Source organism: Mycobacterium sp. NGS27, from assembly GCF_059813005.1.
Window position 1 is genome coordinate 903,830 of record NZ_JCALDT010000001.1, and the last position, 24,927, is coordinate 928,756.

The 24,927-nt window shown below is 67.6% G+C and carries 25 protein-coding genes and 1 pseudogene; 11 read left to right on the forward strand and 15 right to left on the reverse strand.

All coding sequences use genetic code 11. The features are described from left to right. Positions 1 to 6 precede the first annotated feature (6 nt). The 8 genes from AC5Y30_RS04050 to bfr form a co-directional block, all read right to left on the reverse strand. Positions 7 to 441, reverse strand: a complete 435-nt coding sequence (locus AC5Y30_RS04050; RefSeq protein ID WP_499916511.1) for an SRPBCC family protein — start codon at positions 439 to 441, stop codon at positions 7 to 9. Further along, the gene (locus AC5Y30_RS04055; protein ID WP_499916513.1) at positions 441 to 1,274 is read right to left on the reverse strand and encodes a lysophospholipid acyltransferase family protein; all 834 of its coding nucleotides are present in this window, start codon (positions 1,272 to 1,274) and stop codon (positions 441 to 443) included. Before AC5Y30_RS04055 ends, AC5Y30_RS04050 begins: the two co-directional genes overlap by 1 nt. A 31-nt stretch (positions 1,275 to 1,305) precedes the next feature. Beyond that, positions 1,306 to 2,412 carry an amidohydrolase family protein gene (locus AC5Y30_RS04060; RefSeq protein ID WP_499916515.1) on the reverse strand — a complete coding sequence of 369 codons (1,107 nt, stop codon included), beginning with the start codon at positions 2,410 to 2,412 and terminating at the stop codon, positions 1,306 to 1,308. A 10-nt stretch (positions 2,413 to 2,422) separates the two neighbouring features. Then, positions 2,423 to 3,775 (reverse strand): type I glutamate--ammonia ligase, encoded by a 1,353-nt coding sequence (locus AC5Y30_RS04065; RefSeq protein WP_499916517.1) that lies wholly within the window; start codon positions 3,773 to 3,775, stop codon positions 2,423 to 2,425. A 60-nt stretch (positions 3,776 to 3,835) separates the two neighbouring features. Then, the gene (locus AC5Y30_RS04070; RefSeq protein ID WP_499916519.1) at positions 3,836 to 4,720 is read right to left on the reverse strand and encodes a TIGR03854 family LLM class F420-dependent oxidoreductase; all 885 of its coding nucleotides are present in this window, start codon (positions 4,718 to 4,720) and stop codon (positions 3,836 to 3,838) included. 79 nt (positions 4,721 to 4,799) lie between these two features. Continuing rightward, positions 4,800 to 5,294 (reverse strand): carboxymuconolactone decarboxylase family protein, encoded by a 495-nt coding sequence (locus AC5Y30_RS04075; RefSeq protein WP_499916521.1) that lies wholly within the window; start codon positions 5,292 to 5,294, stop codon positions 4,800 to 4,802. A 65-nt stretch (positions 5,295 to 5,359) separates the two neighbouring features. Continuing rightward, on the reverse strand, positions 5,360 to 7,432 hold the full coding sequence (locus AC5Y30_RS04080; RefSeq protein ID WP_499916523.1) for an MDR family MFS transporter: 2,073 nt from the start codon (positions 7,430 to 7,432) through the stop codon (positions 5,360 to 5,362). Positions 7,433 to 7,517: 85 nt separating this feature from the next. Beyond that, a complete protein-coding gene (gene bfr, locus AC5Y30_RS04085; RefSeq protein ID WP_067358580.1) occupies positions 7,518 to 7,997 on the reverse strand; it encodes a bacterioferritin in 480 nt (159 codons plus the stop codon). A 327-nt stretch (positions 7,998 to 8,324) separates the two neighbouring features. On the opposite strand from bfr, the gene AC5Y30_RS04090 reads away from it, so the two are divergent. Next, positions 8,325 to 8,510, forward strand: coding sequence for a (2Fe-2S)-binding protein (locus AC5Y30_RS04090; RefSeq protein WP_499916525.1), 186 nt, complete (start codon positions 8,325 to 8,327; stop codon positions 8,508 to 8,510). A gap of 8 nt (positions 8,511 to 8,518) precedes the next feature. Here the strand turns inward: AC5Y30_RS04090 and AC5Y30_RS04095 are convergent, their stop codons facing one another. From AC5Y30_RS04095 to AC5Y30_RS04110, 4 genes are all read right to left on the reverse strand, one after another. After that, positions 8,519 to 9,268, reverse strand: coding sequence for an enoyl-CoA hydratase/isomerase family protein (locus AC5Y30_RS04095; RefSeq protein ID WP_499916527.1), 750 nt, complete (start codon positions 9,266 to 9,268; stop codon positions 8,519 to 8,521). Between the two features lie 130 nt (positions 9,269 to 9,398). Then, the gene (locus tag AC5Y30_RS04100; protein ID WP_499916529.1) at positions 9,399 to 9,842 is read right to left on the reverse strand and encodes a PPOX class F420-dependent oxidoreductase; all 444 of its coding nucleotides are present in this window, start codon (positions 9,840 to 9,842) and stop codon (positions 9,399 to 9,401) included. 9 nt (positions 9,843 to 9,851) lie between these two features. After that, entirely contained in the window at positions 9,852 to 10,553 is a 702-nt protein-coding gene (locus AC5Y30_RS04105) for an EthD domain-containing protein (RefSeq protein ID WP_499916531.1), read from the reverse strand. A 23-nt stretch (positions 10,554 to 10,576) separates the two neighbouring features. Continuing rightward, a complete protein-coding gene (locus tag AC5Y30_RS04110; protein WP_499916534.1) occupies positions 10,577 to 11,512 on the reverse strand; it encodes a hydrogen peroxide-inducible genes activator in 936 nt (311 codons plus the stop codon). A 101-nt stretch (positions 11,513 to 11,613) separates the two neighbouring features. On the opposite strand from AC5Y30_RS04110, the gene AC5Y30_RS04115 reads away from it, so the two are divergent. The 3 genes and pseudogenes from AC5Y30_RS04115 to AC5Y30_RS04125 all read left to right on the forward strand — a co-directional run bounded on the left by AC5Y30_RS04115 (position 11,614) and on the right by AC5Y30_RS04125 (position 14,118). Continuing rightward, positions 11,614 to 12,201 carry a peroxiredoxin gene (locus AC5Y30_RS04115; RefSeq protein ID WP_499916535.1) on the forward strand — a complete coding sequence of 196 codons (588 nt, stop codon included), beginning with the start codon at positions 11,614 to 11,616 and terminating at the stop codon, positions 12,199 to 12,201. Between the two features lie 40 nt (positions 12,202 to 12,241). Continuing rightward, positions 12,242 to 12,778 carry an alkyl hydroperoxide reductase gene (locus AC5Y30_RS04120; protein ID WP_499916537.1) on the forward strand — a complete coding sequence of 179 codons (537 nt, stop codon included), beginning with the start codon at positions 12,242 to 12,244 and terminating at the stop codon, positions 12,776 to 12,778. 19 nt (positions 12,779 to 12,797) lie between these two features. Continuing rightward, positions 12,798 to 14,118, forward strand: a pseudogene (locus AC5Y30_RS04125) (alpha-amylase family protein). A gap of 20 nt (positions 14,119 to 14,138) precedes the next feature. Here the strand turns inward: AC5Y30_RS04125 and AC5Y30_RS04130 are convergent. Beyond that, entirely contained in the window at positions 14,139 to 14,576 is a 438-nt protein-coding gene (locus AC5Y30_RS04130) for a DUF1810 domain-containing protein (protein ID WP_499916539.1), read from the reverse strand. A gap of 18 nt (positions 14,577 to 14,594) precedes the next feature. Between AC5Y30_RS04130 and AC5Y30_RS04135 the strand changes: the two genes are divergently transcribed. From AC5Y30_RS04135 to AC5Y30_RS04165, 7 genes are all read left to right on the forward strand, one after another. After that, positions 14,595 to 15,836, forward strand: coding sequence for an alpha-hydroxy acid oxidase (locus tag AC5Y30_RS04135; protein ID WP_499916541.1), 1,242 nt, complete (start codon positions 14,595 to 14,597; stop codon positions 15,834 to 15,836). A 90-nt stretch (positions 15,837 to 15,926) separates the two neighbouring features. Continuing rightward, positions 15,927 to 18,248 (forward strand): endopeptidase La, encoded by a 2,322-nt coding sequence (lon, locus tag AC5Y30_RS04140; protein ID WP_499916543.1) that lies wholly within the window; start codon positions 15,927 to 15,929, stop codon positions 18,246 to 18,248. A gap of 217 nt (positions 18,249 to 18,465) precedes the next feature. Continuing rightward, the gene (locus AC5Y30_RS04145; RefSeq protein ID WP_499916545.1) at positions 18,466 to 18,906 is read left to right on the forward strand and encodes a hypothetical protein; all 441 of its coding nucleotides are present in this window, start codon (positions 18,466 to 18,468) and stop codon (positions 18,904 to 18,906) included. 69 nt (positions 18,907 to 18,975) lie between these two features. Further along, the gene (locus AC5Y30_RS04150; protein ID WP_499916547.1) at positions 18,976 to 19,365 is read left to right on the forward strand and encodes a nitroreductase family deazaflavin-dependent oxidoreductase; all 390 of its coding nucleotides are present in this window, start codon (positions 18,976 to 18,978) and stop codon (positions 19,363 to 19,365) included. Positions 19,366 to 19,405: 40 nt separating this feature from the next. Next, positions 19,406 to 19,738: a TfoX/Sxy family protein gene (locus AC5Y30_RS04155; protein WP_499916549.1), complete on the forward strand. Its 333-nt coding sequence runs from the start codon at positions 19,406 to 19,408 to the stop codon at positions 19,736 to 19,738. Positions 19,739 to 19,779: 41 nt separating this feature from the next. Next, positions 19,780 to 20,406 carry an endonuclease gene (locus AC5Y30_RS04160; RefSeq protein ID WP_499916551.1) on the forward strand — a complete coding sequence of 209 codons (627 nt, stop codon included), beginning with the start codon at positions 19,780 to 19,782 and terminating at the stop codon, positions 20,404 to 20,406. 7 nt (positions 20,407 to 20,413) lie between these two features. Further along, on the forward strand, positions 20,414 to 21,139 hold the full coding sequence (locus tag AC5Y30_RS04165; RefSeq protein WP_499916552.1) for a DUF72 domain-containing protein: 726 nt from the start codon (positions 20,414 to 20,416) through the stop codon (positions 21,137 to 21,139). A gap of 65 nt (positions 21,140 to 21,204) precedes the next feature. Here the strand turns inward: AC5Y30_RS04165 and AC5Y30_RS04170 are convergent, their stop codons facing one another. Both AC5Y30_RS04170 and AC5Y30_RS04175 read right to left on the reverse strand, forming a co-directional pair. After that, positions 21,205 to 23,325: an NAD-dependent epimerase/dehydratase family protein gene (locus tag AC5Y30_RS04170; protein WP_499916554.1), complete on the reverse strand. Its 2,121-nt coding sequence runs from the start codon at positions 23,323 to 23,325 to the stop codon at positions 21,205 to 21,207. A gap of 112 nt (positions 23,326 to 23,437) precedes the next feature. Then, complete coding sequence (locus tag AC5Y30_RS04175) at positions 23,438 to 24,922, reverse strand: acetyl-CoA acetyltransferase (protein WP_499916556.1); 1,485 nt, start codon at positions 24,920 to 24,922, stop codon at positions 23,438 to 23,440. Between the last annotated feature and the right edge of the window lie 5 nt (positions 24,923 to 24,927).

Below are 24,927 nucleotides of genomic sequence, written 5' to 3' on the forward strand. Positions count from 1 at the left end.
TTCAGGCTACGACTCGGCCAATTTCCGGAGGCGTTTCAACGTATCCGCCAGGGTGCGTCCCACCTGACGCACGGCGATCCGGTCGGCGATGTAGCCGAGTATTCCGCCGGGAGCCTGATACGACAGCCGGAACGTCACCTTCGTGCAGCCGTCGCCTCTGTCGCGCAACCGCATCCGCCCGCGCAGCGTAACCCCGGTGATGCCCACCCAGGCGAGATCGCGGCCTTCGTCGAACTCGACCACCTCGATCAGGCCACCCACCGGCACGGAGCCGATCTTCCAGTGCACGGTGTAGCGCGCGCCGACACCGGCGGGAATCTCGTTCGACGACTCCCATCGCTCGAGGTTCGTCATGAACGAGGGGTAGCAATCCGGGTCGCTGACGATTTTCCAGACCGCGTCGCGGTCGGCGTTGATGATGCAGCGGCGTTCGACGCGCATCAGCCGATCACCGGGAATCGTCGTTCGGCGGCCAGCCGGTCGACGCCACCCTGCAGGGAGGCCATCACCTTGTCGTGCACCGCTTGATCGTCGCCGTCGACCTCGATCGGGTCCTGGACCTCGATCACGATCTTGGTGGGCAACGGAATGTGGCCCGCCAGATCGCTGATGTTGATGCCCCAAGGCAGCGCCAGTGATATCGGGATGCTCTTGAGCCGGAGCAACTTGTCCGCCATCAGCAGCTTGGCCAGCCACTGCCCCCGGTTGAGGAACAGCGCGCTTTCCTGGCCGCCCACACTGGCGACGGGGACGATCGGCACGCCGGTTTCGCGGGCCAACCGTACGTAGCCCATGCGGCCGCCGAAGTCGACCTTGTGGCGTTCCCACGTGGGGCGAAAGACCTCGTAGTCGCCGCCGGGGTAGACCAGCAGGGCAGCCCCGGATTCCAGTGCGAGGCGGGCGTTTTCGGGATTGGCCGCGACGGTTCCGAATTTGCGCAGCGAGCCGAGCGGTGGCGCGGAGACGACGAGGTCGTGCGCCAACTGGTAGAAGGGCCTCTCGACGCCGAAGTAGGAGCAAAAAGCGAGCGTGAAGACGAACGTGTCGGGCGGCACGTTGCCGCCGCTGTGGTTGCCGACCAGCAACACCGGGCCCTCGGCCGGGATCCGATGCAGGCTGCGCACGTCGGCCCTGAAGTACAGCGACGCCAGCAACCAGGTACCCGGCAGCTGGTCGCGGATGTAATCCGGATCCCGCTGATCGAGGTCGGCTTTGGGCACCCACGACACCACCTTGTCGCGGGCCCAGCCGAAGACGCCCTTCGCGGTCGCCATGACCGGAGGTGTACCCCGGGGCAACCGGGGGTCAAACGCGGCAGATGCGCGTGGCGTTCTGCCGGGCGATGAGATCGACCACCCGCATGGCGTCCGCCTCGCTCCAATCACCGCGGTCCACAAATTCCCGCAGCACGCGGTCAATGCCCCTGCGCCACAAGATCGCGCCGAGGAAATGCAGCTCCGGCGGACCGAATCCGTCCGACGAATACAGGATCTTGGAGAACGGCGCCATCTCCAGCAGACGCGCGAGGAACGCGGGTGACCGCGCCCCGAGGTGGTTCACGCTCAACCCGCCGTCGAGATAGACGTTGTGGAACGCCTGCGCCAGGTAGCCCGCCTCACGCTCGTAGGGATAGCAGTGCAGCAGCACGATCGGGACGTCCGCCGCGTGTCGTAGAAAGTCAACCAGGAGAAGAGGATTCGCGTTGGACAGCTCGGAATCGCGGTCGCCGAACCCGACGTGGAATTGCAGCGGCTTGCCCAGCCGCAGCGCCTGGTGCAGTCCGAACCGCAAGAGGATCCGATCCCGCAACCGAGCACCGCCGCGATCGCGCCACCGGCTGGCCGCATCGGCGACCTCCGTCGCCGATGGCTCACTGAGATCGCCGCCGAATCCGCCGCGGTAGGCCAGGATCGATTTGGTCCCGACCGCGCCGTCCGCACGCCGGCGCAGGATCTCCTCGAAGGCCGCCGCATAGTCACCCGGCGATTGCGCGGCCTGCTCGGCTACCTCTTCGAGGCGAACGATCTCGTGCGCGTGGTTGCCGGACAGCTCGGCCATGCTGGCCACCCCGGCGACCTCGTCGCTGCCGATTCCGGTGTCCACCAGCCAGTCGCTCACCCCGGCGACCGGTAAGAACAGGCGGGCCAGTCCGTCCTCGCTGAATTGGCTCCGGCGCTCCCAATAGGTGTGCGGATCACTGTGTTTGGGCAGCCCCAGAACCGGGGCGCAATGAGCCCGCACCGCGAACCCGAGCTGTGAGTCGAAACCCGGATACCTGATGGGCTCGGTGTCGGCCTCGTTGAGCGCGTTCTCGAATCGAGACCGGTCTCCCAGCGTCAGCCAGCAGCCGTGGACATGCTGGTCGATCAGCGCAACTTCGTCGATGTGTCGGGTCAGAGTGTCGGAGACCATAACCGGCGCGTCACAGGCTCCAGGCCATGCGGAACTTGTCCGCAAGCTGCTCGGGCCCCAGGTCGCCGTAGCGCTCCTGCTCCATGCGCCGGACCGCGACCACCATGTCGACCACCGGATCGCCCAGGATGCGGCGCATCGCTTCCGAGCCGTCGAGTGCCGCAATGGCTTCGGCCTGCGAGTCGGTCAGGCGCAGGATGCCGTCTTGCTCACGGTCGGGATCGGAAAGTTGGGCCGGGTCGACGGTGACCTCGGGCGGAATTGCCAACTGGCACTTGATCCCGTCGAGGGCCAGGCCGAGGATGGCCGCCGACGCAAGGTACGGGTTCGCCGACGGGTCGACGATCTTCACCTCGACATTGCCGCCCCGGGGACTTCCCGGCCCGCCGGAGACGAATCGCACCGCGGCCTCGCGATTTTCGGTGCCCCAGCACGCATAGGCACCGGCCCAGTTGCCGGGCCGCATCCGCAGGGCGGAGACGATCGACCCGCACAGCACGCCTTGGGCCTCCGGCAGGCCGCGAACGACGCCCGCTATCGCGCTCTCCCCCGTCGTCGTCATGCCCCGGGATTCGGGGCCGTCGGAGAACAACGGCACGTCGGACGCCGATAGCGAAAAGTGTTGGTGCGCGCCGGATCCGACGCCGTCGGCGAAGGGTGCGGGTGACAGGCTGATGCGCAGCCCATGGCGACGGGCCGCGCGGCCGATGATGAGCCGCATCAGTATCAGCTGATCGGCGGCGGCAACCGGGGGCTGTGGGGACAGCGAGATCTCGAACTGGTTGGCGCCGTACTCCGGGTGAAACTGTTCGATCGAAATGCCGGCTCCCGTGGCCGATCCGATCACGTCCCGCACGAACTCCTCGTGCTCGAGCACACCGGCCAGGCCATATTGCGCCCACAAGGTCGACGGGAGCCGCTCGCCGTTCGGTCCGACCAGGAGGAATTCGATTTCGTGCCCGATCGAGGCCTCGACGCCGGCTTCGGTGAGCGCGGCCTCGATGCGACGCAACGTTCCCCGGCCACACGTGGGAACGGGGGTGCCGTCCTGTTCGAAAAACGCGGCGGGCGCCCAGGCCAGACCGTCACCGACGATGCGTAACGCGGACAAGTCGATACGGAGGCGCTGGTCCCCCACCACGCCGACGTCGGGGGTGAAGGCGATGCCGGTCTGATCGATGGCGAACGCGTGCCAGGACGGGCTGGCCCCCAGCCCCGGATCCGCGAATGTGTTCGTACGCCGAATCGGAACGGTCTTGGCCAGGGTCAGCCCGGCGGGATTCACCACCGTGCCGATGACCGTGTCGACGCCCTCGGCCTCCAGCTGGGCAATGGCCGCGGCGGCGAGCGGTGTGCCGGTCATGCGAGCCATTCTCCCAATCCCGGACCGCTCCGGCACGGCAAACGGCGTCAGCGGTGTCGCTCAGTTCTGCCGGGCGACGAGTTCGGTGACGAACCGATCCAAAAAGCCATCCACCGGCGCTTTGCCCACCGGCCGGATGACGAACTTCGTCAATCCCGCCTCGATGTAGGCGTCGAGTTGCCGGTGCAGCTGATCCCACCCGGCGGCGATCAGTTCGCCGGGGTCTCGGTCCGGGCGGCGCCGGCGCACCGCCGCGGCCAATTCCGCGGGCAATACTCCGTCCTCCGCAACGGCCAATGAGATGCCGAAGTGGTCGGGGTCGATGCTGCGCCCTGCTTGCGCCGCCGCCCGCTCGATCGCTTCTCGCCCGTCCCGCGCCTCCGCCGGGGTAAGGAAGCTGCCCAGCCAGCCGTCGCCCAGCGCGCCGATGCGCCGAAACGCCGCCTCCGCCGATCCGCCAACCCAAATGTCCAGCGGCGGTGTCGGTCTCGGGGCAACGGCAACATCGGTGACGCTGAAATACCGGCCGGCGAACGTCGCCGACTCCTCGACGAGTGCCGCTCGCAGCAACCGCAGCGACTCGTCGAACACCGCCGCGCGCTCGCCGTCGGGGACCACGAAGACTTCGCGTTCGGCCGGTATGGCCGAGCGGAGACCGAAGACGGGGAGGACCCGCTTCGGCGCGACCGCCGCCAGGGACGCCAATTGCTTTGCCACCAGCACCGGGTGCCGGCCCGGCAGCACCGCCACCGACGTCCCCACCTTCAACCGGGTCGTCCGCGCGAGTGCATACGCCATGCCGACCACCGGATCGACCGCCGGGGAATACACCAGCTCGGAAAACCACAGCGAGTCCGCCCCGGCGGCCTCGAGGTGATCGACGATGGCCGCCAGCTGATCCGGGGCGGTGTCGGCGCCGAGCCCAACGCCGAATCGAATCTTCACGGCTTCACCCTCCATGCCCGTCGTTGCGTTCGTATCGCAACACGGCGGCGGCGCCGTTTGTGCCCGCGAACGTGGGCGACTATGCGCGGGAGGGGATGGTGAGCTTGCAGGCCTGGCCGATGTCGAGGGTCCGCAGCACTCGGCCCATGCCGACCCACAGCGCGCAGGACAGGGCGAGGTCAGCTAGCAACTCATCGGAGAAGTGTTCGGCGCAACGGCTCCAGAAGTCTTCGTCGTCGCGGAGCGCCGTGTGGTCGGTGGCGAAGCGGTCCGCGAATTCGGCGGCCAGCCGCTCCTGTTCGCTGTACCCGGGCCAGGTGCGCCACTCGGGGGCGTGGTCGTAGAGCTCCTCGTCGACGCCTGCGGCGGGTCCGTCCTCGTCTCGGGTGTTGACGCAGACGACGCATTCGTTGCGGTGGGCGATCACGGCGCGGGCAAGTTCGCGCGTGCGCAACGGCAACCGGTTCTTGGTGTAGACCGCCTGGCTGAAGCCGCCGAGCGCGCCGCCGATGTCCGGAGACTTCGCAAACCAGCCGGCCAGGTCGTCGTCAGCAAATGTTCCGATTCGGCTCATGGCGTGATGGTACGCCCGGGTCGGACCTAGGGGCGGGGATGTCGGCGAATGGGTATGGACACCGGTTAGTGAGCGGCCGCCGGGATCGCCATCGTCGGTTGTTCATCCTGCCAATCACGTTGCGCCAGAAGACGATGCGCAACGCGGTCCAGCGCCGCTTCCACGGCGCGGCGGTCCGGGCGACCTTGGAAGTCGGGCGACCGGGACAGCTTGTCGACCAGCCAGGCCAACAGCAGCGAGTGCACGTAGGCGACTTGTTGCCCCCCGGCCGGCGTGAGCCAGATCTGCTCGCCGTCGCGCTGCGCATAACCCGCGGAGACCAAGTGCGCGAAGGTCGGCTCGAGAACCTCGAACGGTACCCGTAGGTAGTCCGCCATATCGGTGACCCGGGCGGTGCCGTACATCTGTGTGTAGCGGTTGATTCGCAGGACTCCCCAGAGCCCGGCGACGTCGAGTCGGCAATCGGGTCGCATCGCGATGCTGCGCAATCGCATGCCGGGAACGCCACGCATCGTCCGTGCGATCGCATTCTCCAGCATCTGGTCCGGTGTCTCGCTGGTCGGCATCCCGAACGCGTCGCCGAGATCGACTGTGCTGTCGTGGAATTCCCGAAGAGGGACCTGTTTGAGGAACAACGCCAGCACGAAACCCACCAGCGCTACCGGAACCGCCCATCCGAACACGTGGGTGAGCGACTCGGCGTAGGCGGCGACGATCGGGGCGGCCGCCTCGTGTGGCAGCCGGTGCAACGCCTCCGGCGACGCGGCGGCCGCGGCGGGCGCGCGGCTTGCCGCCATCGCCGGGCCGATCCGGCTGTGCAGAAAGTTGGTGAACAGCGAACCGAAGATGGCCGCTCCGAACGAGCTGCCGATCGTGCGGAAGAAGGTGACGCCGGAGGTCGCGACGCCGAGATCGTCGAAGCTCGAGGTGTTCTGCACGATCAGGACCAGGGTCTGCATGCACATCCCGATCCCGGCGCCGAGGATGACGAGGAACAACGACTGGACCAAAGTGGATGTCGACGGGTCCATGCGCGACATCAGAAAGAACGCCACCGCCATGACGGCGGTGCCGGCGACGGGAAAGACCTTGTATCTGCCCGTGCGGCCGACGATGACACCGCTGCCCATCGAGGTCGTCAGCATCCCGATCACCATCGGCAAAGTGCGCAGGCCCGACGTGGTGGCCGAGACACCGTCGACGAACTGCATGTACGTCGGCAGGAACGTCAGGGCGCCCAGCATCGCGAACCCGACCACGAAAGACAGCACACAGCAGACGGTGAACACCGAACTCCCGAACAACCGGATCGGCAGGATCGGCTCGGGGGCGCGGCTCTCCACCCAGGCGAAGACGCACAACGCGATGACCGAACCGACGAACAGGCCGATGATCGTGGGCGATCCCCACGGATAGGTGGTCCCGCCCCAACTGGTGGCCAGCGTCAGGCCGGTCGCGCCCAGGCCGACGAACACGATTCCGGTGTAGTCGATGACCGGTTTGGTCCGGTTGGTCAGCGCCGGTATGGCGGCGGCGGCCACGAAGAAGACCACGACGGAGATCGGCACGTTGATCCAGAACGCCCACCGCCAGGTGAAGTGGTCGGTGAAGTAGCCGCCGAGCAGCGGACCGATCACGGTGGTGACGCCGAACACCGCTCCCATCGCCCCTTGGTAGCGGCCGCGGTCCCGCAGCGGGATCACCTCGCCGATGAGGGCCATGGCGGTCACCATGAGCCCGCCGCCGCCGACGCCCTGCAGCGCCCGCGACGCAACGAGCATGCCCATCGAACTGGAGAGGCCGCACAGCACCGATCCGGTGACGAAGAACACGACCGCCGACTGAAACACCCGCTTGCGGCCGAAGAGGTCACCGAACTTGCCGACGAGGGCGGTGATGATGGTCGAGGCGAGGAGGTAACTGGTGACGACCCACGATTGATGGCCTGCGCCACCGAGATTGGCGACGATAGTCGGCAACGCGGTCGCCACGATCGTCTGGTCCAGTGCGGCCATCAGCATGCCCAGCAGGATCGCCACGAAGATGAAGTTGCGACGCTGCGGGTCGACCGCGACATTGCCGGGCTGCGAATCCGGAGCGTGGCCGGCCGGAGCCGCTGTTGGTGTCGCCCTCGTCATGCCTGCCTTCCCACGGCGTTCGATGGTAATGAGTGCCCACGGTCAACCGGTGGCAACCAAAACCCCGCGGGGCGGCGCCCGAGAGTCAGCTGGGTGGCCGCGACACGCACTGCGCCGAGTACAACTCCACGCCCAACTTGTCCATCAACTCCAGCTGGGTCTCGAGGTAGTCGATGTGCTTTTCCTCGTCGGCCACGATGTCCTCGAAAAGGTTCGCCGTGGTGGAGTCCTGCTTTTCCCGGCACAGGATGATGGCCGGCTTGAGCCGCTCCATCACCTCGTATTCGATGGCCAGGTCGGCCTCGAACTGCTCGCGTAGCGTCTGGCCGATGCGCAGTGAGAACAGCCGCTGGTAGTTCGGTAAGCCGTCGAGCAACAGGATGCGGTCGGTGATCGCCTCGGCGTGGCGCATCTCGTCGAAAGACTCGGCCCGGGTGTGCTCAGCTAACTCGGTGAACCCCCAGTTGTCCTGCATCTTGGAGTGCAGGAAGTATTGGTTGATCGCGGTGAGCTCGCTGGTCAACTGTTCGTTGAGCAGACGCAAAACTTCCGGATCCCCTTGCATTGTCACTCCTACGGTGTGAGCGGCTGTCGTGTGTGGCCGCGGCGGGTGCGCTGGGCTGTCGCGCACAAACCCGGGCGCTAGCAGCACTTTGCCACGGCCCCTGGGAATGTTCCAGCAAGGTTTGGCTGCACTCAGTGACGTGCCGGTTGAAGTAAGTCGCGCCTTGGTTAGGTTAGACTGGGCTTACGAACTTAGGTTAGACTCCACTAATAAGCGGCACGCGTATTCGGCCTCATCACCATGGTGCTCGATGCCTCGGCGTCGGGGACGAATCGCAGACGCTCGACCGAACGACGAAGGGGACGCGGACGTGCAGGAGGTGCGCTGATGTACGTGTGCCTCTGTGTTGGGGCCACCAACCAGACCGTGTGCGACGCCGTCGCTCAGGGCGCATCGACCTCCAAAGAGATAGCCGCCGCATGTGGGGCCGGCGGTGACTGCGGCCGCTGCCGGCGCACGCTGCGTGCCATCCTGGCCGACGCGGCCAGATTGCAAACGGCGCAGTCGGTTTAGGCGCCGCCTCAGCGTTTGTTGAAGTCGGCCAGGGCCGCCGCATTGGCTTGCGCACCCATGAGTTCGGCGAAGTGCGCGTTTTCCCGACCGGTGGCCGCCACGATCTCCGGGCGGACCGGTTCCATCATCGTGTGCTTGACGGCCATCAGGCTCGAAATCGGCCGGGAGGCAAGGATTTCGGCGTGCCGGCGGGCCTGGGCCAACAGCTCGTCGGGCTCGCAGACACGCCACACGAGGCCCATGCGCAACGCCTCGTCGGCGCCGACCCATTCCGACGACATCAGCAGCCAGGCCGCGTTCTGCCGGCCGACCAGCTGGGGCAACAGATATGACGAAGCCGCTTCGGGCGCCACGCCCAGGCTGGTGAACGGGCACTTCAGGCGCGCGGTCGACGACATGAACGCCAGATCGGCGTAGCCGAGGATGGTGGCGCCGATCCCGACGCCCACGCCGTTCACCGCGCAGATCAGCGGCTTGGGAAACGCGCTGAGCGCGTTGATCAGTCCGATGAAGCCGTGCTTACCGGGCGTGAAGCCGGGATCGACGATGCGAGCCTGCATCTCGGCCAGGTCGGTGCCGGCGCTGAAGCCACGACCCGCGCCGGTCAGCAGCACGACGGCGACCTCGGGGTCTTCGGCGGCGGCGAGCAGCGCCTCGGCGGTGGCGTCGTAGAGGGCTTCGTTGAACGCGTTGAGCGCCTCGGGCCGGTTCAGCGTGAGGGTGCGCACCCGGTTCTCGTCATCGATCTGCAGCGTCACGCCAGCAGCCTAGTGGGGATCGCAAGCGCGGCGCAGCCGGGCGCAGCGGGTCACCACGCCAGCAGCCTAGTGGGGATCGCAAGCGCGGCGCAGCCGGGCGCAGCGGGTCACCACGCCAGCAGCCCCGAGGCTAGCCGTTGCTGTAGACCCGGGTTGGGGCGATCAGCACGACGGCGCGCCCCTCGGACGCCATCACCCGGTCGTACTCGTCCCAGTCGTCGTGGCTGCCGCCCGCGGCGGTGAACACATCGCGGAGCAGCAACCGCAGCTGATCCGCTCCCGTCAGCCAGGGCTGGCGATCGTCGGGGCCGATTAGTTCGGCGCGGCCCTCGACGGTCGCCCACTGCCATCCGTTGCGGAAAGTCACGGCCAGCTGCGGCCGGGCGCGCAGGTTGGCCAGCTTGACCTTGCCGTAGGTGGTGAAGCCGAGGACTTGCTCGCCGGTCGACGGGTGCGCCAGCAGGCCCACGTTGACCAGCGAAGCCTGCACCGTCCCGTCGGCGCGAACGGTGGAGATCACCGCCAGCCCGCTTTCCCCCTTGGCCAGGGTCACTGCCTCGTCGAGTGATGTCATGATCGGACCTCAATCCCGGAACGGTGTCGCGAATACGTAGCGGCTGGTCGGCACGGTGTCGATGTTCTCGTTGGCACCGAATGCCGTTGTGCTGGCGACCATTCGGCCCAATCGGTCCTGCAGGTCGTCATCATCGACGGCTCCGAAGAAAGCCTTGAGGTCGGTGATGGCCTCCGGTGGGAACAACTCCTCGACGATGCCCGCGATTCCCGGTGCATCGGGGGTAAGCGCCCGCACCACCCAATTCTGGGTGTAGCCGAACGTCGACTGCGTTTCGATGGCCACCGACGTGTGATCACGCTGCCAACGGTGCAGCCAGGTCGCCTCGTCCATGCCGTCAGGACGGCGCAGCAGCGCGATGTTGGCCAAACCTGGTGTGCGAGTGCCGGGTTCGGATGGTGGAGCGACCATCGGGACCGACTCGGTCACCAGGTACGCGGCCAGCTGCTCACATTCCTGGCCGAGAAATTTGAGTGCCGCTGTCGTCTGGTCGCCGTAGCACTGCTGGGTCCACATGCTCACCACCGCTGCCACGGGCGGCTTCAAGGTCGTCAGTGTCATCAGCGAATGACGCACGGTGCTGTCACGAACGTTCATTTGCAGCCCGGCGACGCCCAGTTGCAGCAGCGCATCGGCGACGTGTCCGCGTTGCCGGGCGCACCACGCGTCGTCCGGCTCGGGACGCCTGAGCACTGCGATGACCTTCTCCATACGCAGAACCTACAGGCGATCGCCTACTTCACCATCCGCACTTGATGCTGGCTGCTGATCAGTTCGCCGATGAGCCCGGCCAGCCGGCGGTAGGACTCGTCGCGCCCGCTCGACGAGCGGAAAACCAAACCGATCCGCCGGCCGGGGCGAGGCGCCGCGAACTGCGCGAGGCCCAGGCGGCTTCGGGACGCCTCGACCGGCACCGCGCTCTGGGGAATGAGCGTCACGCCCAGGCCGCCGGTCACACATTGCACCGCGGTCGCCAGCGACGCGGCCCGGGTATTGGCCAGTTCCGCTCGTACGCCCGCCTTGTGGCAGACGTCGAGCGCCTGATCACGCAGGCAGTGGCCCTCGTCCAGCAGCAGCAGCGGCAGGTCGGCCAGGGCGGTGGCCGGCACCCGGCGCTTACCTGCCAGCGGATGGCCCGGCGGCAGGGCTAGTACGAAATCCTCGTCGTAGATCGGGATAGCGGTCAGGCCGGCACCCTCGGCAGGCAGGGCGATGAGGGCCGCGTCCAACGCGCCCTCCCGCAAGACCGCCAACAGCCGTTCGGTTTGGTCTTCGGTCACCCGCAGCGTCAGCTCCGGCAGTTGCTCGGCAACACCGGCCAGCACCGTCGGCAGCACGTAGGGGGCCACGGTGGGTATCAGGCCCAGGCGCATGTCTGCCCTCAGCGGGTCCGACGAACCCGCCGCCGCTGCGCTGAACGCGTCCGCCGCCTCGACGACGGCCTGGGCGCGTGGCAGCAGCTGCCTGCCCTCCGGTGTCAAGAAGACACGCCGGGTAGAGCGCTCAACCAGCTGGGTGCCCAACCCGGCTTCCAGTGCCGCCAGCGCCTGCGACAGCGTCGACTGGCTAAGACCGAGAGCCGTTGCCGCACTGCTGAATTGCCGCTTCTCGGCGACCGCGACGAATGCGCGTAGGCCGGCGATCGTGGGTTGATAACTCTTATCGGACATACCTATAACTCTAGTGGGAAATATCACCTTTACTTCAATTAGCGTACCCGGCACTATTGGGAAGGAAAGCTAATCTTGATTAAATCCAGACAAGGAGCGATATGCCTCTGCTGACCATCGGCGACCAGTTCCCCGCCTACGAGCTCACTGCGTTGATCGCGGGCGATCTGTCCAAGGTCGACGCCAAGCAGCCTGGGGACTACTTCACCACCATCACCAGCGAGGACCACGCCGGCAAGTGGCGCGTGGTGTTCTTCTGGCCGAAGGACTTCACGTTCGTGTGCCCGACCGAGATCGCCGCGTTCGGCAAGCTCAACGACGAATTCGAGGACCGCGACGCGCAGGTGCTCGGCGTATCGATCGACAGCGAGTTCGTGCACTTCAACTGGCGTGCGCAGCACGAGGACCTGAAGAAGCTGCCCTTCCCCATGCTCTCGGACATCAAGCGGGAGCTGAGCTTGGGCACCGGCGTGCTGAACGCCGACGGCGTGGCGGACCGGGCGACCTTCCTCGTCGACCCGAACAATGAGATCCAGTTCGTCTCGGTCACCGCGGGCTCCGTGGGCCGCAACGTCGAAGAAGTGCTGCGGGTGCTGGACGCACTGCAGTCCGACGAGCTGTGCGCCTGCAACTGGCGCAAGGGTGACCCGACGCTGGACGCCACCGAGCTGCTCAAGCAGTCGGCTTAAGTCGGGCCCGGACGGGTACAAGGCCTGATTAGGAGGCGAGATGAGCGTCGACAACCTCAAAGAAGCGCTACCGGAGTACGCCAAGGATCTCAAGCTCAACCTGGGCTCGATAACCCGCACGACCGAGCTCAATGAGGAGCAGCTGTGGGGCACGCTGCTGGCCAGCGCCGCGGCGACCCGAAACACCCAGGTGCTCACCGAGATCGGGGCCGAGGCGGCCGACATCCTGTCCGCGGAGGCATACAACGCGGCGCTGGGAGCCGCGTCGATCATGGGCATGAACAACGTGTTCTACCGTGGCCGCGGCTTCCTGGACGGCAAGTACGACGACCTGCGCGCGGGATTGCGGATGAACATCATCGCCAATCCCGGCGTGGAGAAGGTCAACTTCGAACTGTGGTCGTTCGCCGTGTCGTCGATCAACGGCTGCCCGGATTGCGTGGCCGCTCACGAGCACACGCTGCGCGAGGCCGGTGTCAGCCGGGAAACGATCCAGGAGGCGTTGAAGGCCGCGGCGATCATTTCCGGTGTGGCACAAGCGATCGTCACCGCCCAAACGCTGGCAGCGGTCGGCTGACCGCGCCGTCGTGACCGCCGTGACCGAGCCCGCCTGGGTCCAGCACGCGATCTGGTGGCAGATCTACCCCCTGGGGTTCGTGGGAGCATTCCCCACGCCGCAGTCAAACGAGCCGCGGGGCGCAACCGGAGCAACACCGGTTGCGGCGGCTCGTCGACTGGTTGGACCACGCCATCGAACTCGGCGCATCGGGCATTGCGCTCGGTCCCATCTTCGCCTCGCGCACACACGGTTACGACACCACCGACCACTACCGCATCGATCCCCGACTGGGTGATGACACCGACTTCGACCACCTGGTCGCCGAGGCGCATCGCCGCGGGCTGCGCGTGCTTCTCGACGGCGTGTTCAATCACGTCGGGCAGGATTTCGCGCGCTACCGGCAGGCTGCCGACGACGACGGCGCCGCGCGCTGGTTTCGCGGACGTCCCGGCCGTTTCCACACCTTCGAAGGCCACTCCGGGCTGATCACCCTCAACCACGACAACCCCGACATCGCCGACTACACCGTCGACGTGATGGCGCACTGGCTGGGGCGCGGCGCCGACGGTTGGCGTCTCGATGCCGCTTACGCGGTGCCACAACACTTCTGGGCCGCAACGCTGCCGCGGGTGCGCGAGCGCTACCCGGACGCATGGTTCGTCGGCGAACTCATTCACGGCGACTACGCCGCTTACGTCCGGGCCGCCACCTTCGACTCGGCCACGCAATACGAGCTGTGGAAGGCGATCTGGAGCAGCCTCAACGACGGCAACTTCTTCGAACTCGACTGGGCGATGCAGCGCCACAACGATTTCCTGACCGCCTTCTCACCGCTGACGTTCATCGGCAACCACGACGTCACGCGCATCGCCAGCCGGCTGGACACACCCGAACACGTGGCCCACGCGCTGGTGCTGTTGCTGACCATCGGCGGGGTGCCCAGCGTGTATGCCGGCGACGAACTCGGGTTTGCCGGGGTCAAGGAAGAACGGTACGGCGGTGACGACGCGGTACGGCCCGAGTTCGGTTCTCCCCCACTGCAACTGGATGAATTCGGGGTCAAGACCTGGCGGTTGCACCAGTATCTGGTCGGGCTGCGGCGCCGCTACCCCTGGCTGCACGCGGCAGCTACCACGGCACGGCTGCTGAAAAACCGGCAGTACGTGTACGAGGCGCGCAACGGTGACGATGCGCTGCTGGTGGTGCTCAATATCGACGACGAGCCGCTGCGCGTCTCGCTACCGGAGCTCGGCACGCGGCGCGCACAGGTGATCGGCGGATCGGCGGCCCCGCCGCCCGACGTCGTCGACTCCGTCGAGGTCGAGGCGCGGGGCTGGCGGATCCTGAGCCCCACCTAGGGCGGGATTCATTGCGCCGCCTACGGCGCGCCCAGCCGTTCCAGCGTCAGCCGGTCTTGGTGGCCGTCGTAATACTTGTCGAGCACCGCGACGAAGTCCTGGTTGTCCTCGGTGGCGTGGGCGAACAGCGTCATCGACGAGCGCAGTTTGAGATCGTCCGGCGAGCCGAAAATCTGGCCGATCGATCGCCCCTGCACCGCGGTGACCAGCCGAGAACACTCGTGCAACCGCGGCCCCAGCAACTCATGGCGCAGGTAGGCGCCGGCTTCGTCGAGCGAGGCGATGCCAAACCGGGCCGCCATGGCGCTGCCGCCCAGCCCGCGCAACTGGGGGAAGACGAACCACATCCAGTGACTGCGTTTGCGTCCGGCGCGCAGCTCGTCAACGACATCGCCGTACACCGGCTCCTGGGCGTCCACGAAGCGTTTGAGATCGAAGGGGTCGCCTGCCGATGCCATTTGACTACGGTTGCACACATGGCAGTCCGACGACGAGTGCCCAAAGTGCGCGACCTGGCACCGCTGATGCAATTCAAGCGGCCCCGGTTCAACCCGACCAGGCGCCGTCTCGACGCCGCGTACACCATCGAGGATCTGCGAGCCGTCGCCAAACGCCGCACCCCCAAGGCCGCGTTCGACTACACCGACGGCGCCGCCGAAGACGAGCTGTCGATCGAACGTGCTCGACAAGCGTTCCGCGACATCGAATTTCATCCGACCATCCTGCGCGACGTCTCCCAAGTCACCGCGGGCTGGGACGTACTGGGCCGGCCGGTGGTGTTGCCATTCGCGATCGCGCCCACCGGTTTCACCCGTTTGATGCACACCGAGGGCGAGATCGCCGGCGCGCAAGCGGCGGCCCGCGCGGGCATCCCGTTCTCGCTGTCCACCCTGGGCACCTGCGCGATCGAAGATCTGGTCACCGCCGTCCCGCAGGGCCGAAAGTGGTTCCAGCTCTACATGTGGCGCGATCGCGAGCGCTCGATGGCGCTGGTGCGGCGCGCCGCCGCCGCGGGATTCGACACCCTGCTGGCGACCGTCGACGTTCCGGTCTCCGGTGCGCGGCTGCGGGACAACCGCAACGGCATGACGATCCCGCCCACGCTGACACTGCGCACGGTGCTCGACGCGGTGCCGCACCCGAAATGGTGGTTCGATCTGCTGACCACCGAGCCGCTGGCCTTCGCCTCGCTGGATCGCTGGCCGGGCACCGTCTCCGAATACCTGAGCACCATGTTCGACCCGAGCCTCACCTTCGACGACCTGGAATGGATCAAGGAGCAGTGGCCCGGCAAGCTCGTCGTGAAGGGGATTCAGACGCTCGAGGATGCGCGCGCCGTCGTCGACCGCGGCGTCGACGGCCTGGTGTTGTCGAACCATGGTGGGCGCCAACTGGACCGGGCCCCGGTGCCCTTCCACCTGCTGCCCGTCGTCGCGCGCGAGCTTGGGAAACACACCGAGATCCTGGTGGACACCGGCATCATGTCGGGCGCCGATATCGTCGCCGCGATCGCGCTGGGGGCCCGCTGCACGCTGGTGGGGCGGGCCTACCTGTACGGCCTGATGGCCGGCGGCGAGGCGGGCGTCGCGCGGGCGATCGACATCCTTGCCGGCGGGATTGTGCGGACCATGGCGCTGCTCGGCGTCACCTGCCTGGAAGAGCTGTCGCCGAAGCACGTCACGCAGCTCAAACGGCTGGGTCCCATGTCGCCGCGGTGAGCGGCCTCACGCTCACGGCGAAACCTGATTCGGGAACAATCCGGCGGCGTGCTGGGTTAAGCGCATCAGACTCAACTTTTGGAGGATTTGATGGCTGAAGCCAAGTCGGTGCCGGTGCTGTTTGTCACTGACACCATCGTGTTGCCCGGAATGGTGGTGCCGATCGCGCTGGACGAGGCCGCGCGCGCGGCGATCGACGCCGCACAGGCGAGCGACTCCGGGCAGCTGTTGATAGCCCCCCGGCTCGAGGACAGGTATCCGTCGCACGGCGTGATAGCGAAGATCTTGCAGGTCGGACGCATCGCCGGCGGCGGCACCGCCGCGGTGGTGCGCGGTGAGCGCAGGGCCCAGATCGGGGCTGGAGCATCCGGACCGGGTGCGGCGCTGTGGGTCGAGGTGACCGAGGTCCCCGAGACCGAGACGACGGACGAGATCAAAGCCATGACGGCGGAGTACAAGAAGCTGCTGCTGGCCATGCTGCAACGGCGCGAGGCCTGGGAGATCATCGACTACGTCAACAGGTTGACCGACCCGTCGGCGCTGGCGGACACCTCCGGCTACGCGTCCTACCTGACCAATGCCCAGAAGCGGCAGCTGCTGGAGACCGTCGACGTCGCCGAGCGGTTGCGCGTGCTGATCGATTGGACCAGCTCGCATCTGGCCGAGGTCGAGGTGAGCGACAAGATCGCCGAGGACGTGCGCGAGGGCATGGAGAAGACGCAGAAGGAGTTCTTGCTGCGTCAACAATTGGCGGCCATCCGCAAGGAATTGGGCGAGGGCGAGCCCGATGGATCCGACGACTACCGGGCCCGCGTCGAGGCCGCCGAGCTGCCCGAAAAGGTGCGCGAGGCCGCGCTTCGCGAGGTCGGCAAGCTGGAACGTTCCAGCGACCAGAGCCCGGAAAGCGGCTGGATCCGCACCTGGCTGGACACGGTGCTCGACCTGCCCTGGAACGCGCGCACCGAGGACTCCACCGACCTCAAGGCCGCACGCGAAGTTTTGGACGCCGACCACCACGGGCTGGACGACGTCAAGGACCGCATTGTCGAGTACCTGGCCGTGCGGGCCCGCCGCGCGCAGCGCGGACTGCAGGTCGTCGGCGGACGCGGCTCCGGCGCGGTGATGGTGCTGGCCGGTCCTCCCGGCGTCGGCAAGACGTCCCTGGGCGAAAGCGTGGCCAGGGCGTTGGGTCGCAAGTTCGTGCGCGTCGCCCTGGGCGGTGTGCGCGACGAGGCCGAAATCCGTGGGCACCGTCGCACCTACGTGGGGGCACTGCCGGGCCGGATCGTGAGGGCGATCGGTGAGGCGGGATCGATGAATCCCGTTGTGCTGCTGGACGAAATCGACAAGGTCGGTTCCGACTATCGCGGCGACCCGAGTGCGGCGTTGCTCGAGGTGCTCGACCCCGCCCAGAACCACACCTTCCGCGACCACTACCTGGATTTGGACCTGGACCTGTCCGACGTCGTGTTCCTGGCCACCGCCAACGTCATCGAGAACATCCCGTCGGCGCTGCTGGACCGCATGGAGTTGGTGCAGATCGACGGTTACACCGAAGACGACAAGGTCGCCATCGCGCGCGACTACCTGCTGCCCCGGCAGCGCGAGCGCGCGGCGCTGACCGAGGAGGAGGTCGCGGTGACCGACGATGCGCTGCGCAAGATCGCCGCCGACTACACCCGCGAGCCGGGGGTGCGGCAGTTCGAACGGCTGCTGGCCAAGGCGTTGCGCAAGGTGACCACCAAGCTGGCCGAGGGTCCGGCCGCGCTGACCATCGACGAGCCGGATCTGGTTGATTACCTTGGCCGCCCGCGGTTTATGCCGGAGTCGGCCGAGCGCACGGCGGTGCCCGGCGTGGCCACCGGCCTGGCCGTGACAGGCCTGGGCGGCGACGTGCTCTACATCGAAGCGGGCGCCACCGACGGCGAGCCGGGTTTGCAGTTGACCGGTCAGTTGGGCGATGTGATGAAGGAGTCGGCGCAGATCGCGCTGTCCTACGTGCGTTCCCACGCCGCCGAGCTGGGCGTCGACCCCAAGGCGCTGGACCGGCGCATCCACGTGCACGTGCCGGCTGGCGCGGTGCCCAAGGACGGGCCGTCGGCCGGCGTCACCATGGTGACCGCGCTGGTGTCGATGGCCACCGGACGCCAGGTGCGCTCCGACGTCGGCATGACCGGCGAGGTCACGCTGAATGGGCGGGTGCTGCCGATCGGCGGCGTGAAGCAGAAGCTGCTGGCGGCCCAGCGTGCCGGCTTGTCAACGGTTTTCATCCCGTCGCGCAACGAGCCGGACCTGGACGACGTCCCGGCGGAGGTGCTCGACGCGCTGGACGTGCGGCCGATGACCGACGTCGCCCAGATCGTGGCCCAGGCGCTGGAACCAGCGGCGCAGACGGCCACCGTGGCCGCCTGAGGATCTGTCAAACGCCGGTCTGATGAGCCGTCGAAGTGGTGCCCGGGGATTGCCAAGGGTTTTGGCTTCCCCGGGCCGGGGGTAACCACGGGGACAGAGGCAAAGCCAGCCGAGGGGGGTTTGACCTCCACCCGACGTCAAAGGACGCGGGTGACGAACAACAAATCATGTCGCGAAGCCGCCGAACGGCGGTGAGCGGCCGGACAAGGAGTTCATCGTGAGGTTGAACAGAATAGCTGCTAGCGCCGCGATCGCGGGCGCGTTGACGTCGGGCGCGCTCGGAGTTGGCGTGGGGTTCGCACAGGCCGACCCCAATGGCCCCAACGTGCCGGGGCCCGGACCGAACGTTCCGGGGCCAAACGTGCCGGGTCCGAACGTTCCCGACCGGAATGGACCGGGACAGGGGCCGTGGGCGCCGCAGCCGATTTGTAACGGCGGTCCTGGTGTCAACTGCAACGGTCCGGGCACACCGCTGCCGCCCGGGCAGCACGGCTTCCCGCCGCCCGGACACTACAACGACCCGGGCAGCTATGGGTATCCGGCCCGCTGGGCGCCGATGGGCCAGCCGGGCGACTATCCGGTCGTGTTCAACCCGGCGGTAAACCAGTGGGGCGTTTTCTTGCCCGACGGTAACTTCGTTGCGGCGCCGCCGGTCTAAACAGCGCGTCAGAGGCAGCCGCCACCAGCATGGTGGCGGCTGTTCTCGTCTACGGCAGAATCGCAGGCTATGAGCGACTTGCGCGACCTTAAACGGCGAGTGGTCCACCGCGTTCAACGGCTGTTGGTCAATCCGGTGGGCCGTCAGTTGCCGATGACGATGCTCGAAACCACTGGACGCAAGAGCGGACAGGCGCGGCGTACCGCGGTGGGCGGGCGCGTCGTCGACAACCAGTTCTGGATGGTTTCCGAACACGGCGAGCACTCGGACTATGTGCGCAACATCAAGGCAAATCCCGCTGTCCGGGTGCGGGTCGGCGGACGGTGGCGCAACGGCACCGCGCACCTGCTGCCCGACGACGATGCCCTGCAGCGGCTGGGCAACCTGCCGCGAATGAACAGCGCGATGGTGCGGCTGATGGGCAGCGACCTGCTGACCATCCGCGTCGATCTGGACTGACGCCTCCGCATCTGTCGGTCGCCGGGATTAGGGTCGGCCCATGGCCTACGACGAAGACCTGGCCAACCGGATCCGGGAACTCCTCGGCTCCGAGCGCGGCGTCGAGGAGAAACGCATGTTCGGCGGTCTGGCATTCCTGATCAACGGCAACATGTCCGTGGCCGCCAGCGGCCAGGGCGGGCTCTTGGTGCGGGTGCCGCCGGAGGACACCGACAAGCTCGCTGAGCGCGCCCATGTGAGCCCGATGGTGATGGCCGGCCGGGAAGCCCGGGGCTGGCTACGCGTCGACGCCGCCGGTGTGCGAAATAAACGCCAGCTTCAGGGCTGGGTGAACCACGGAGTCGGCTACGCCCGCAGCCTGCCTCCCAAGTAGCGCCCGTTTTGCTGGCCCGGGGCGCGGGTACGCGGGTGCCTATGGACAAGCGGGTGCGTCGACTGCTCGACGTCGCGGGCACGACGTACGCCTCGCAGGCGCGTATTACCTTGAGAGACAAGCCGATGCCGCTGTTTCAGCTCCTGGTGCTGTGCATGCTGGCCAGCAAGCCGATCGACGCGGGCATAGCCATGGCCGCCGCGCGCGAACTGTTCAAGGCCGGTCTGCGGACACCGAAAGCCGTGCAAGCCGCCGACCGGCGGACCATGATCGAGGCGTTCGGCCGCGCGCACTACGTGCGCTACGACGAGAGCTCTGCGACCCGCCTCGTCGAAATGGCCGACCGCGTTCGTCACGACTACGCCGGTGATCTACGCCGGCTGGCCGATCGCAGTCGGCGCGACGCGCCCACGGCCAAACGAATGCTCAAGGAGTTCAAGGGAATCGGCGATACGGGCGCAGACATCTACCTGCGCGAAGTTCAGGACGTCTGGACCTGGGTGCGTCCATACTTCGACGACCGCACCACCGGAACCGCCAAGCAATTGAACCTGCCCGCCGCGCCTGAACAGCTCGGATCGCTTGCGCCGCAAGCCAATGCGCGGCTCGCCGCCGCGCTGGTCAGGGCGTCGCTCGACGACGATGTGCGTCGGCGGGTGACCGGCTGAGCGAATAGTGACCATACGCATCGGTACCTCGGGGTGGTCATACAACCACTGGGTGGACGTGCTGTATCCGACCGGAACGCCCTCGGCGCGCCGGCTCGCCCGCTACATCGAAGTATTCGATACCGTCGAGCTGAACGCGAGTTTCTACCGCTGGCCCCAGGATTCGACCTTCACGGGCTGGCGCCGGCAGCTGCCGGAGGGCTTCACCATGTCGGTCAAGGCCCACCGCGGATTGACGCACTACCGCCGGCTGGCCTCACCCGAGCCGTGGATCGAACGGTTCGAACGTTGTTGGCGTCTGCTGGGTGATCGGCACGGGGTCTTGCTCGTGCAATTACACCCCGAGCAGCACCGCGACGACGCGCGCCTGGATGCGTTCTTGGCCCTCGTGCCCGAGACGATCCGCGTCGCCGTCGAATTGCGTCACCCATCGTGGAACGACCCCGCCGTATTCGAAATACTGGAACACCGTCGCGCCGCCTACGTCGTGATGAGCGGGCTCGGGCTCGAGTGCATCCCCCGGGCGACCACCGACCTGGTGTACATCCGGATGCACGGCCCGGATCCCGAAGCCAACTACGCCGGCTCGTATTCCGACCACGACTTGCGGAGATGGGCCGATCGCATCGCCGAGTGGGACGGCGACGGCAGGGACGTGTGGATGTATTTCAACAACGACCTGGGTGGCCACGCGGTCCGCAATGCGGTGGCCCTGCGCGAACTCCTGGGGTGAGCGCTGACGGGCAGGCCGCACACCCGGTCGACATCGACATCTGCGCGCTGGCCGTCTCGCGACCGTCAGCTGACAGCTTGCCCGGCGCTGGGGTTGTCAGCGCTGCGCCGCACCGGGGTCCACGTTCCGTCGATGACGTCAGGTGGGCATTGCACCTGCAACCGTTCCCGTTCGGTGCGGCGGCGTTTGATCCGCAACCGCGCATCTCCGGGCAGGGTGACCAGTTCATTGCAGGTCAAGTAGTACATGTCCTCGACGTCGTCGATCAGGTCCGCCTCGACGCGCAGGAATCCCAAGGCGCGCAACGTCATCCGGAGCTCATGCGTGAAGCGCATGGTGGCGTCGTGGGCCAGCGCCCGCGAGCCGCGGGCGGCCGACCGTTCGTCCTGCGTCAGCACCGGGGCGGGCTGCGCGGCGGCGGCAGCCGCGGCGATCAGCAGCATCGTCGGGTCGTCGGCGAAGGTCGCGCTGGCCAGCTCGGCCTCCCCCGGGCCGCGGTGCCCGATCCGCGCGACAGCGGCATCCACGGCGGCCGCGGTCGCCGGCGACAAGGCGCGAATGCTCGCGAGGTTGCCCTCCTCCGCCAGTGCACACAACGGCGGGTCGGCCCGCAGCGTGGCCGCCAACTCGGCGATCTCCGTGGTGACCAGATCGCTGTCGGCGATCATGCCCACCCCGGGGACACCGCGGCGCGCCTGACTACGCACCGGCGCCGCGGCGCTGATGCCGGCCTCGATCAACCACAGCGCGTTGAGGATCCAGCCCTGATGAATGCGGTCGCGCAACAGCCGCAGCCGAACTTCCAGCGCCGCCTCCGGGAGCAACCGCAGCCGGCCGGCATCGAGGTGTTCGGCGGCCGCGGCCGCGCCGTAGGCCCGGGTGTCGGCCCGCAGATGGCGCAATGCCGCCACCGACCGTCCGGCAGCAAGCGCCTTGGCGACCGAGCCCAGCGCTCCGCCCGCCAGGGCCGGCTCACCGAACGGCAGTGGGTCCCCGACGTGGGGCTGGCCGACCAGGGCGTCGCGGACGATGGCCTCCTGGTCCCAACCGGGCAGCTGGGAGGCGGCGATCATGTTGACCGACACCCCGACGTAGGGGCGATGGCCGAACACCGCGATGGCCCTGTTGCCCCATTCCTCGTCGACCGCGCCGCCGAGCGCGAGCACCTGACCCAGGACCCGGTTCGCGGCGCGCAGCCCGCTCAACTGCACGTCGAGCGTGATCGGCGTGAGCGGTCCAGGGAGCGCCTCGTTGAGGGCAGAGCCGCTGAAGACCGGAAACCGCGGGTCGATCTGGTCGTCGAATTCGCCCTCGGTGCCCTCGGGTGCCGCGCTGTGGGCTTCGACGGCCTTCCGCCGGGGGTGTGCCAGCACCTCGACCGGCAGGGCCAGTCGTCCGCCGTGGTTGATCGCGCCCGCGGTGTCGAGCCGGCGGCCGACGAGTCCGCGGGCGGTGTCGGCGACCGCGTCCAGCGCGTGCCAGCCGAATTCGAATAACCAATCCTCTTGTGCGGCAGAGACATTCAATTGCGGCATCAGTTGTGACCAGCTACGCACCCGATGCAGCCGGGACCGCGGGTCGGTCGACCGCAACACCCGCCACGCGGTGATCAGATTGACGGTGTCGGGGCTGGCGAGGTCCACGACACCGGTGCGGTCGGTGTTCAACGCCCGAACCAGAAAGCGCATCAGGTCGTCGAGATGCAGCACATGCATGGGCTCGGCCGAGACCTTGGCGCGCAACAGCGTGGCCACGGTACGGCACACCATCCAGTCCAGCTGGCGACCGACCGGTGGTGCGATCCGGACCACAACCGTCGGGCCCCAGCTCGAGGCCACCAGGTCCTCGGCGGGCCGATATAACTCCGGCCGGCCGGCGGCCTGCGACACGAACAGCAGCCGGGAGCCTGCGCGGGCGGCCGCATCGGTCACCCTGGCAAGCCCGTCCATGTCGGCGCTGCCGGGGACGGACGGATCGATGGGCGCCAGGTGGATCACCGCGTCGGCTTCGTCGGTCAGCTCCCGAAGGACCCGGTCCCGCAGCGAAGCGCAAACAAATTCGACGTTGCGGTCCAGGCATGGATGGAAAAGCTCAGCAATGCCGGTGACCGTGTGTCCGGCAGCGATCAGCTGTCCAGCGACCAGCCGCCCGAGTGCGCCGGTGGCGTCGGTAACCAGGATGTGCACCTGGGCTCACCTCCCCCAACCCTCAGTACTCAACAATAGGCAAGCAGGCATGGGCTACGCGACCGTTAGTCCGGTAACGGTTCGGCCACCTCGCGTGATGGGGGCGGCCGGGTTAGTGCAGCGTCGCGCTGCCGTCCGCGGCGACGGCAACCTTGGCGCCACCGATATCGTCACGCACCGATGCCTGCGCCGCGGCGCGATCGGTGACCACGGCCAGCGCACGCGACCCGTCGGGCGTACGCACGGCCAGGAATGCCTTCTCGGGCCGGCCGTCACGGTCGAACGGCGTCGTCCAGGCCTCGACGATGCCGACGCCTTCCCACTCGACCACCGCGTCGGTGGTTGGCTCCCGGTCGACGGCCGGTTGCGTGTCTTCCCAACGGAATTCGGCAGGCGGCTCGGTGCCGTAGACCCCGAAGCTGTGTTTGGTCAGGTAGCCGCCGTTGGCGGTGATCAGGCCACGCCGGCCCGGATTGGCCACCAGCAACTCCGCCATGGTCGCAATGGAGTGCATCACGTAGTTGCTCCACGGTCCGCCCGCGAACGTCAGCCCGCCGGTGACCGTCAGCGGACGGGCGGGGTCGTCGACGCGCAACCCGAGCTCGGACGCGGCGACCTGAACCGCGGAGGGAAAGCAGGAGTACAAGTCGACGTAGTCGATGTCGTCGATCCCCACGCCGGCCAGTTCGAGCGCCCGGGCACCGGCGATCCGGATCGCCGTCGAGCGGTGCAGTTCGTGGCGCTCGGCGATGGACGGGGTGTCGTGGGCGTCGGTACCCGCGTGCGGGAACACCCACCGCTCGGCGGGGACCTTCAGCCGCGTCGCCTCCCCAACCGAGGTCAGCACGAGCGCGGCGCCCTGGTCGACCATGTTGTTGGAGTTCATCAGCTTGGTGTAGGGCCAACTGATCATCCGGTTGTGCGGGCCCGGCTGGCTGATGTCGTCGGCGCTTGACGGCTTGCGGATCCAGGCGTTCGGGTTGTCCACCGCCACAGCGTTGAACCGTGCCCACAGCGCTGCGATGCGCTCGAGGTGATCGTCGATCGACTCGCCGTTCGCGATCCGAAGCGCCTCCTCGAACATCGGGTAGACGTAGGCGGGCCGATCGAGGGAGATCCTGATCTCGGCGTCACCGGCCATCGGGACGTCGTCGCCGCTGACCTCGGCCATCGGGACCGATTGGTCCTGCTCGGTCCATACCAGCTTGGCGCCCTTGGCCCGCAGACCGCGCCTGGTGCGCCACGTTTCGGCGCCGGCCAGCAGCACCACCTTGGCGTGGCCCCGCTGGATGTCCAGGCAGGCCTGGTTGACCAGCGACTGCGGCACGTTGCCGCCGACGGGGCTGTACAGCGTGGTGAAGTCGGAAGCACCGATTCGCTGGCCGAGCAACAGGCCCGGGTCGCGGTACTGCGCCGACAGGATGTTCACAATGCGGATGGAATCCACCGCCTCGATCACCGCGGGACCGGCCGCTTGCCGGGCCGCCGCCACCATCAGGTCCATCGGCTCGACCGAGCGGGTCGCCGGGTCGATCTCGTCGCGATGATTGACCTGGCCGTAGCCGATCAGCACCGGGGTCCTGGGGTCGACGCTCATGCGAA

Coding starts and splice junctions, on each gene's coding strand:
- AC5Y30_RS04155 (WP_499916549.1), top strand. CDS start 19,406: ATGGCCTACGACGAAGACCTGGCCAACCGGATCCGGGAACTCCTCGGC.
- bfr (WP_067358580.1), bottom strand. CDS start 7,997: ATGCAAGGGGATCCGGAAGTTTTGCGTCTGCTCAACGAACAGTTGACC.
- AC5Y30_RS04130 (WP_499916539.1), bottom strand. CDS start 14,576: ATGGCATCGGCAGGCGACCCCTTCGATCTCAAACGCTTCGTGGACGCC.
- AC5Y30_RS04075 (WP_499916521.1), bottom strand. CDS start 5,294: ATGAGCCGAATCGGAACATTTGCTGACGACGACCTGGCCGGCTGGTTT.
- AC5Y30_RS04080 (WP_499916523.1), bottom strand. CDS start 7,432: ATGACGAGGGCGACACCAACAGCGGCTCCGGCCGGCCACGCTCCGGAT.
- AC5Y30_RS04055 (WP_499916513.1), bottom strand. CDS start 1,274: ATGGCGACCGCGAAGGGCGTCTTCGGCTGGGCCCGCGACAAGGTGGTG.
- AC5Y30_RS04100 (WP_499916529.1), bottom strand. CDS start 9,842: ATGACATCACTCGACGAGGCAGTGACCCTGGCCAAGGGGGAAAGCGGG.
- AC5Y30_RS04090 (WP_499916525.1), top strand. CDS start 8,325: ATGTACGTGTGCCTCTGTGTTGGGGCCACCAACCAGACCGTGTGCGAC.
- AC5Y30_RS04060 (WP_499916515.1), bottom strand. CDS start 2,412: ATGGTCTCCGACACTCTGACCCGACACATCGACGAAGTTGCGCTGATC.
- AC5Y30_RS04160 (WP_499916551.1), top strand. CDS start 19,780: ATGGACAAGCGGGTGCGTCGACTGCTCGACGTCGCGGGCACGACGTAC.
- AC5Y30_RS04050 (WP_499916511.1), bottom strand. CDS start 441: ATGCGCGTCGAACGCCGCTGCATCATCAACGCCGACCGCGACGCGGTC.
- AC5Y30_RS04115 (WP_499916535.1), top strand. CDS start 11,614: ATGCCTCTGCTGACCATCGGCGACCAGTTCCCCGCCTACGAGCTCACT.
- AC5Y30_RS04150 (WP_499916547.1), top strand. CDS start 18,976: ATGAGCGACTTGCGCGACCTTAAACGGCGAGTGGTCCACCGCGTTCAA.
- AC5Y30_RS04135 (WP_499916541.1), top strand. CDS start 14,595: ATGGCAGTCCGACGACGAGTGCCCAAAGTGCGCGACCTGGCACCGCTG.
- AC5Y30_RS04065 (WP_499916517.1), bottom strand. CDS start 3,775: ATGACCGGCACACCGCTCGCCGCCGCGGCCATTGCCCAGCTGGAGGCC.
- AC5Y30_RS04110 (WP_499916534.1), bottom strand. CDS start 11,512: ATGTCCGATAAGAGTTATCAACCCACGATCGCCGGCCTACGCGCATTC.
- AC5Y30_RS04120 (WP_499916537.1), top strand. CDS start 12,242: ATGAGCGTCGACAACCTCAAAGAAGCGCTACCGGAGTACGCCAAGGAT.
- lon (WP_499916543.1), top strand. CDS start 15,927: ATGGCTGAAGCCAAGTCGGTGCCGGTGCTGTTTGTCACTGACACCATC.
- AC5Y30_RS04105 (WP_499916531.1), bottom strand. CDS start 10,553: ATGGAGAAGGTCATCGCAGTGCTCAGGCGTCCCGAGCCGGACGACGCG.
- AC5Y30_RS04175 (WP_499916556.1), bottom strand. CDS start 24,922: ATGAGCGTCGACCCCAGGACCCCGGTGCTGATCGGCTACGGCCAGGTC.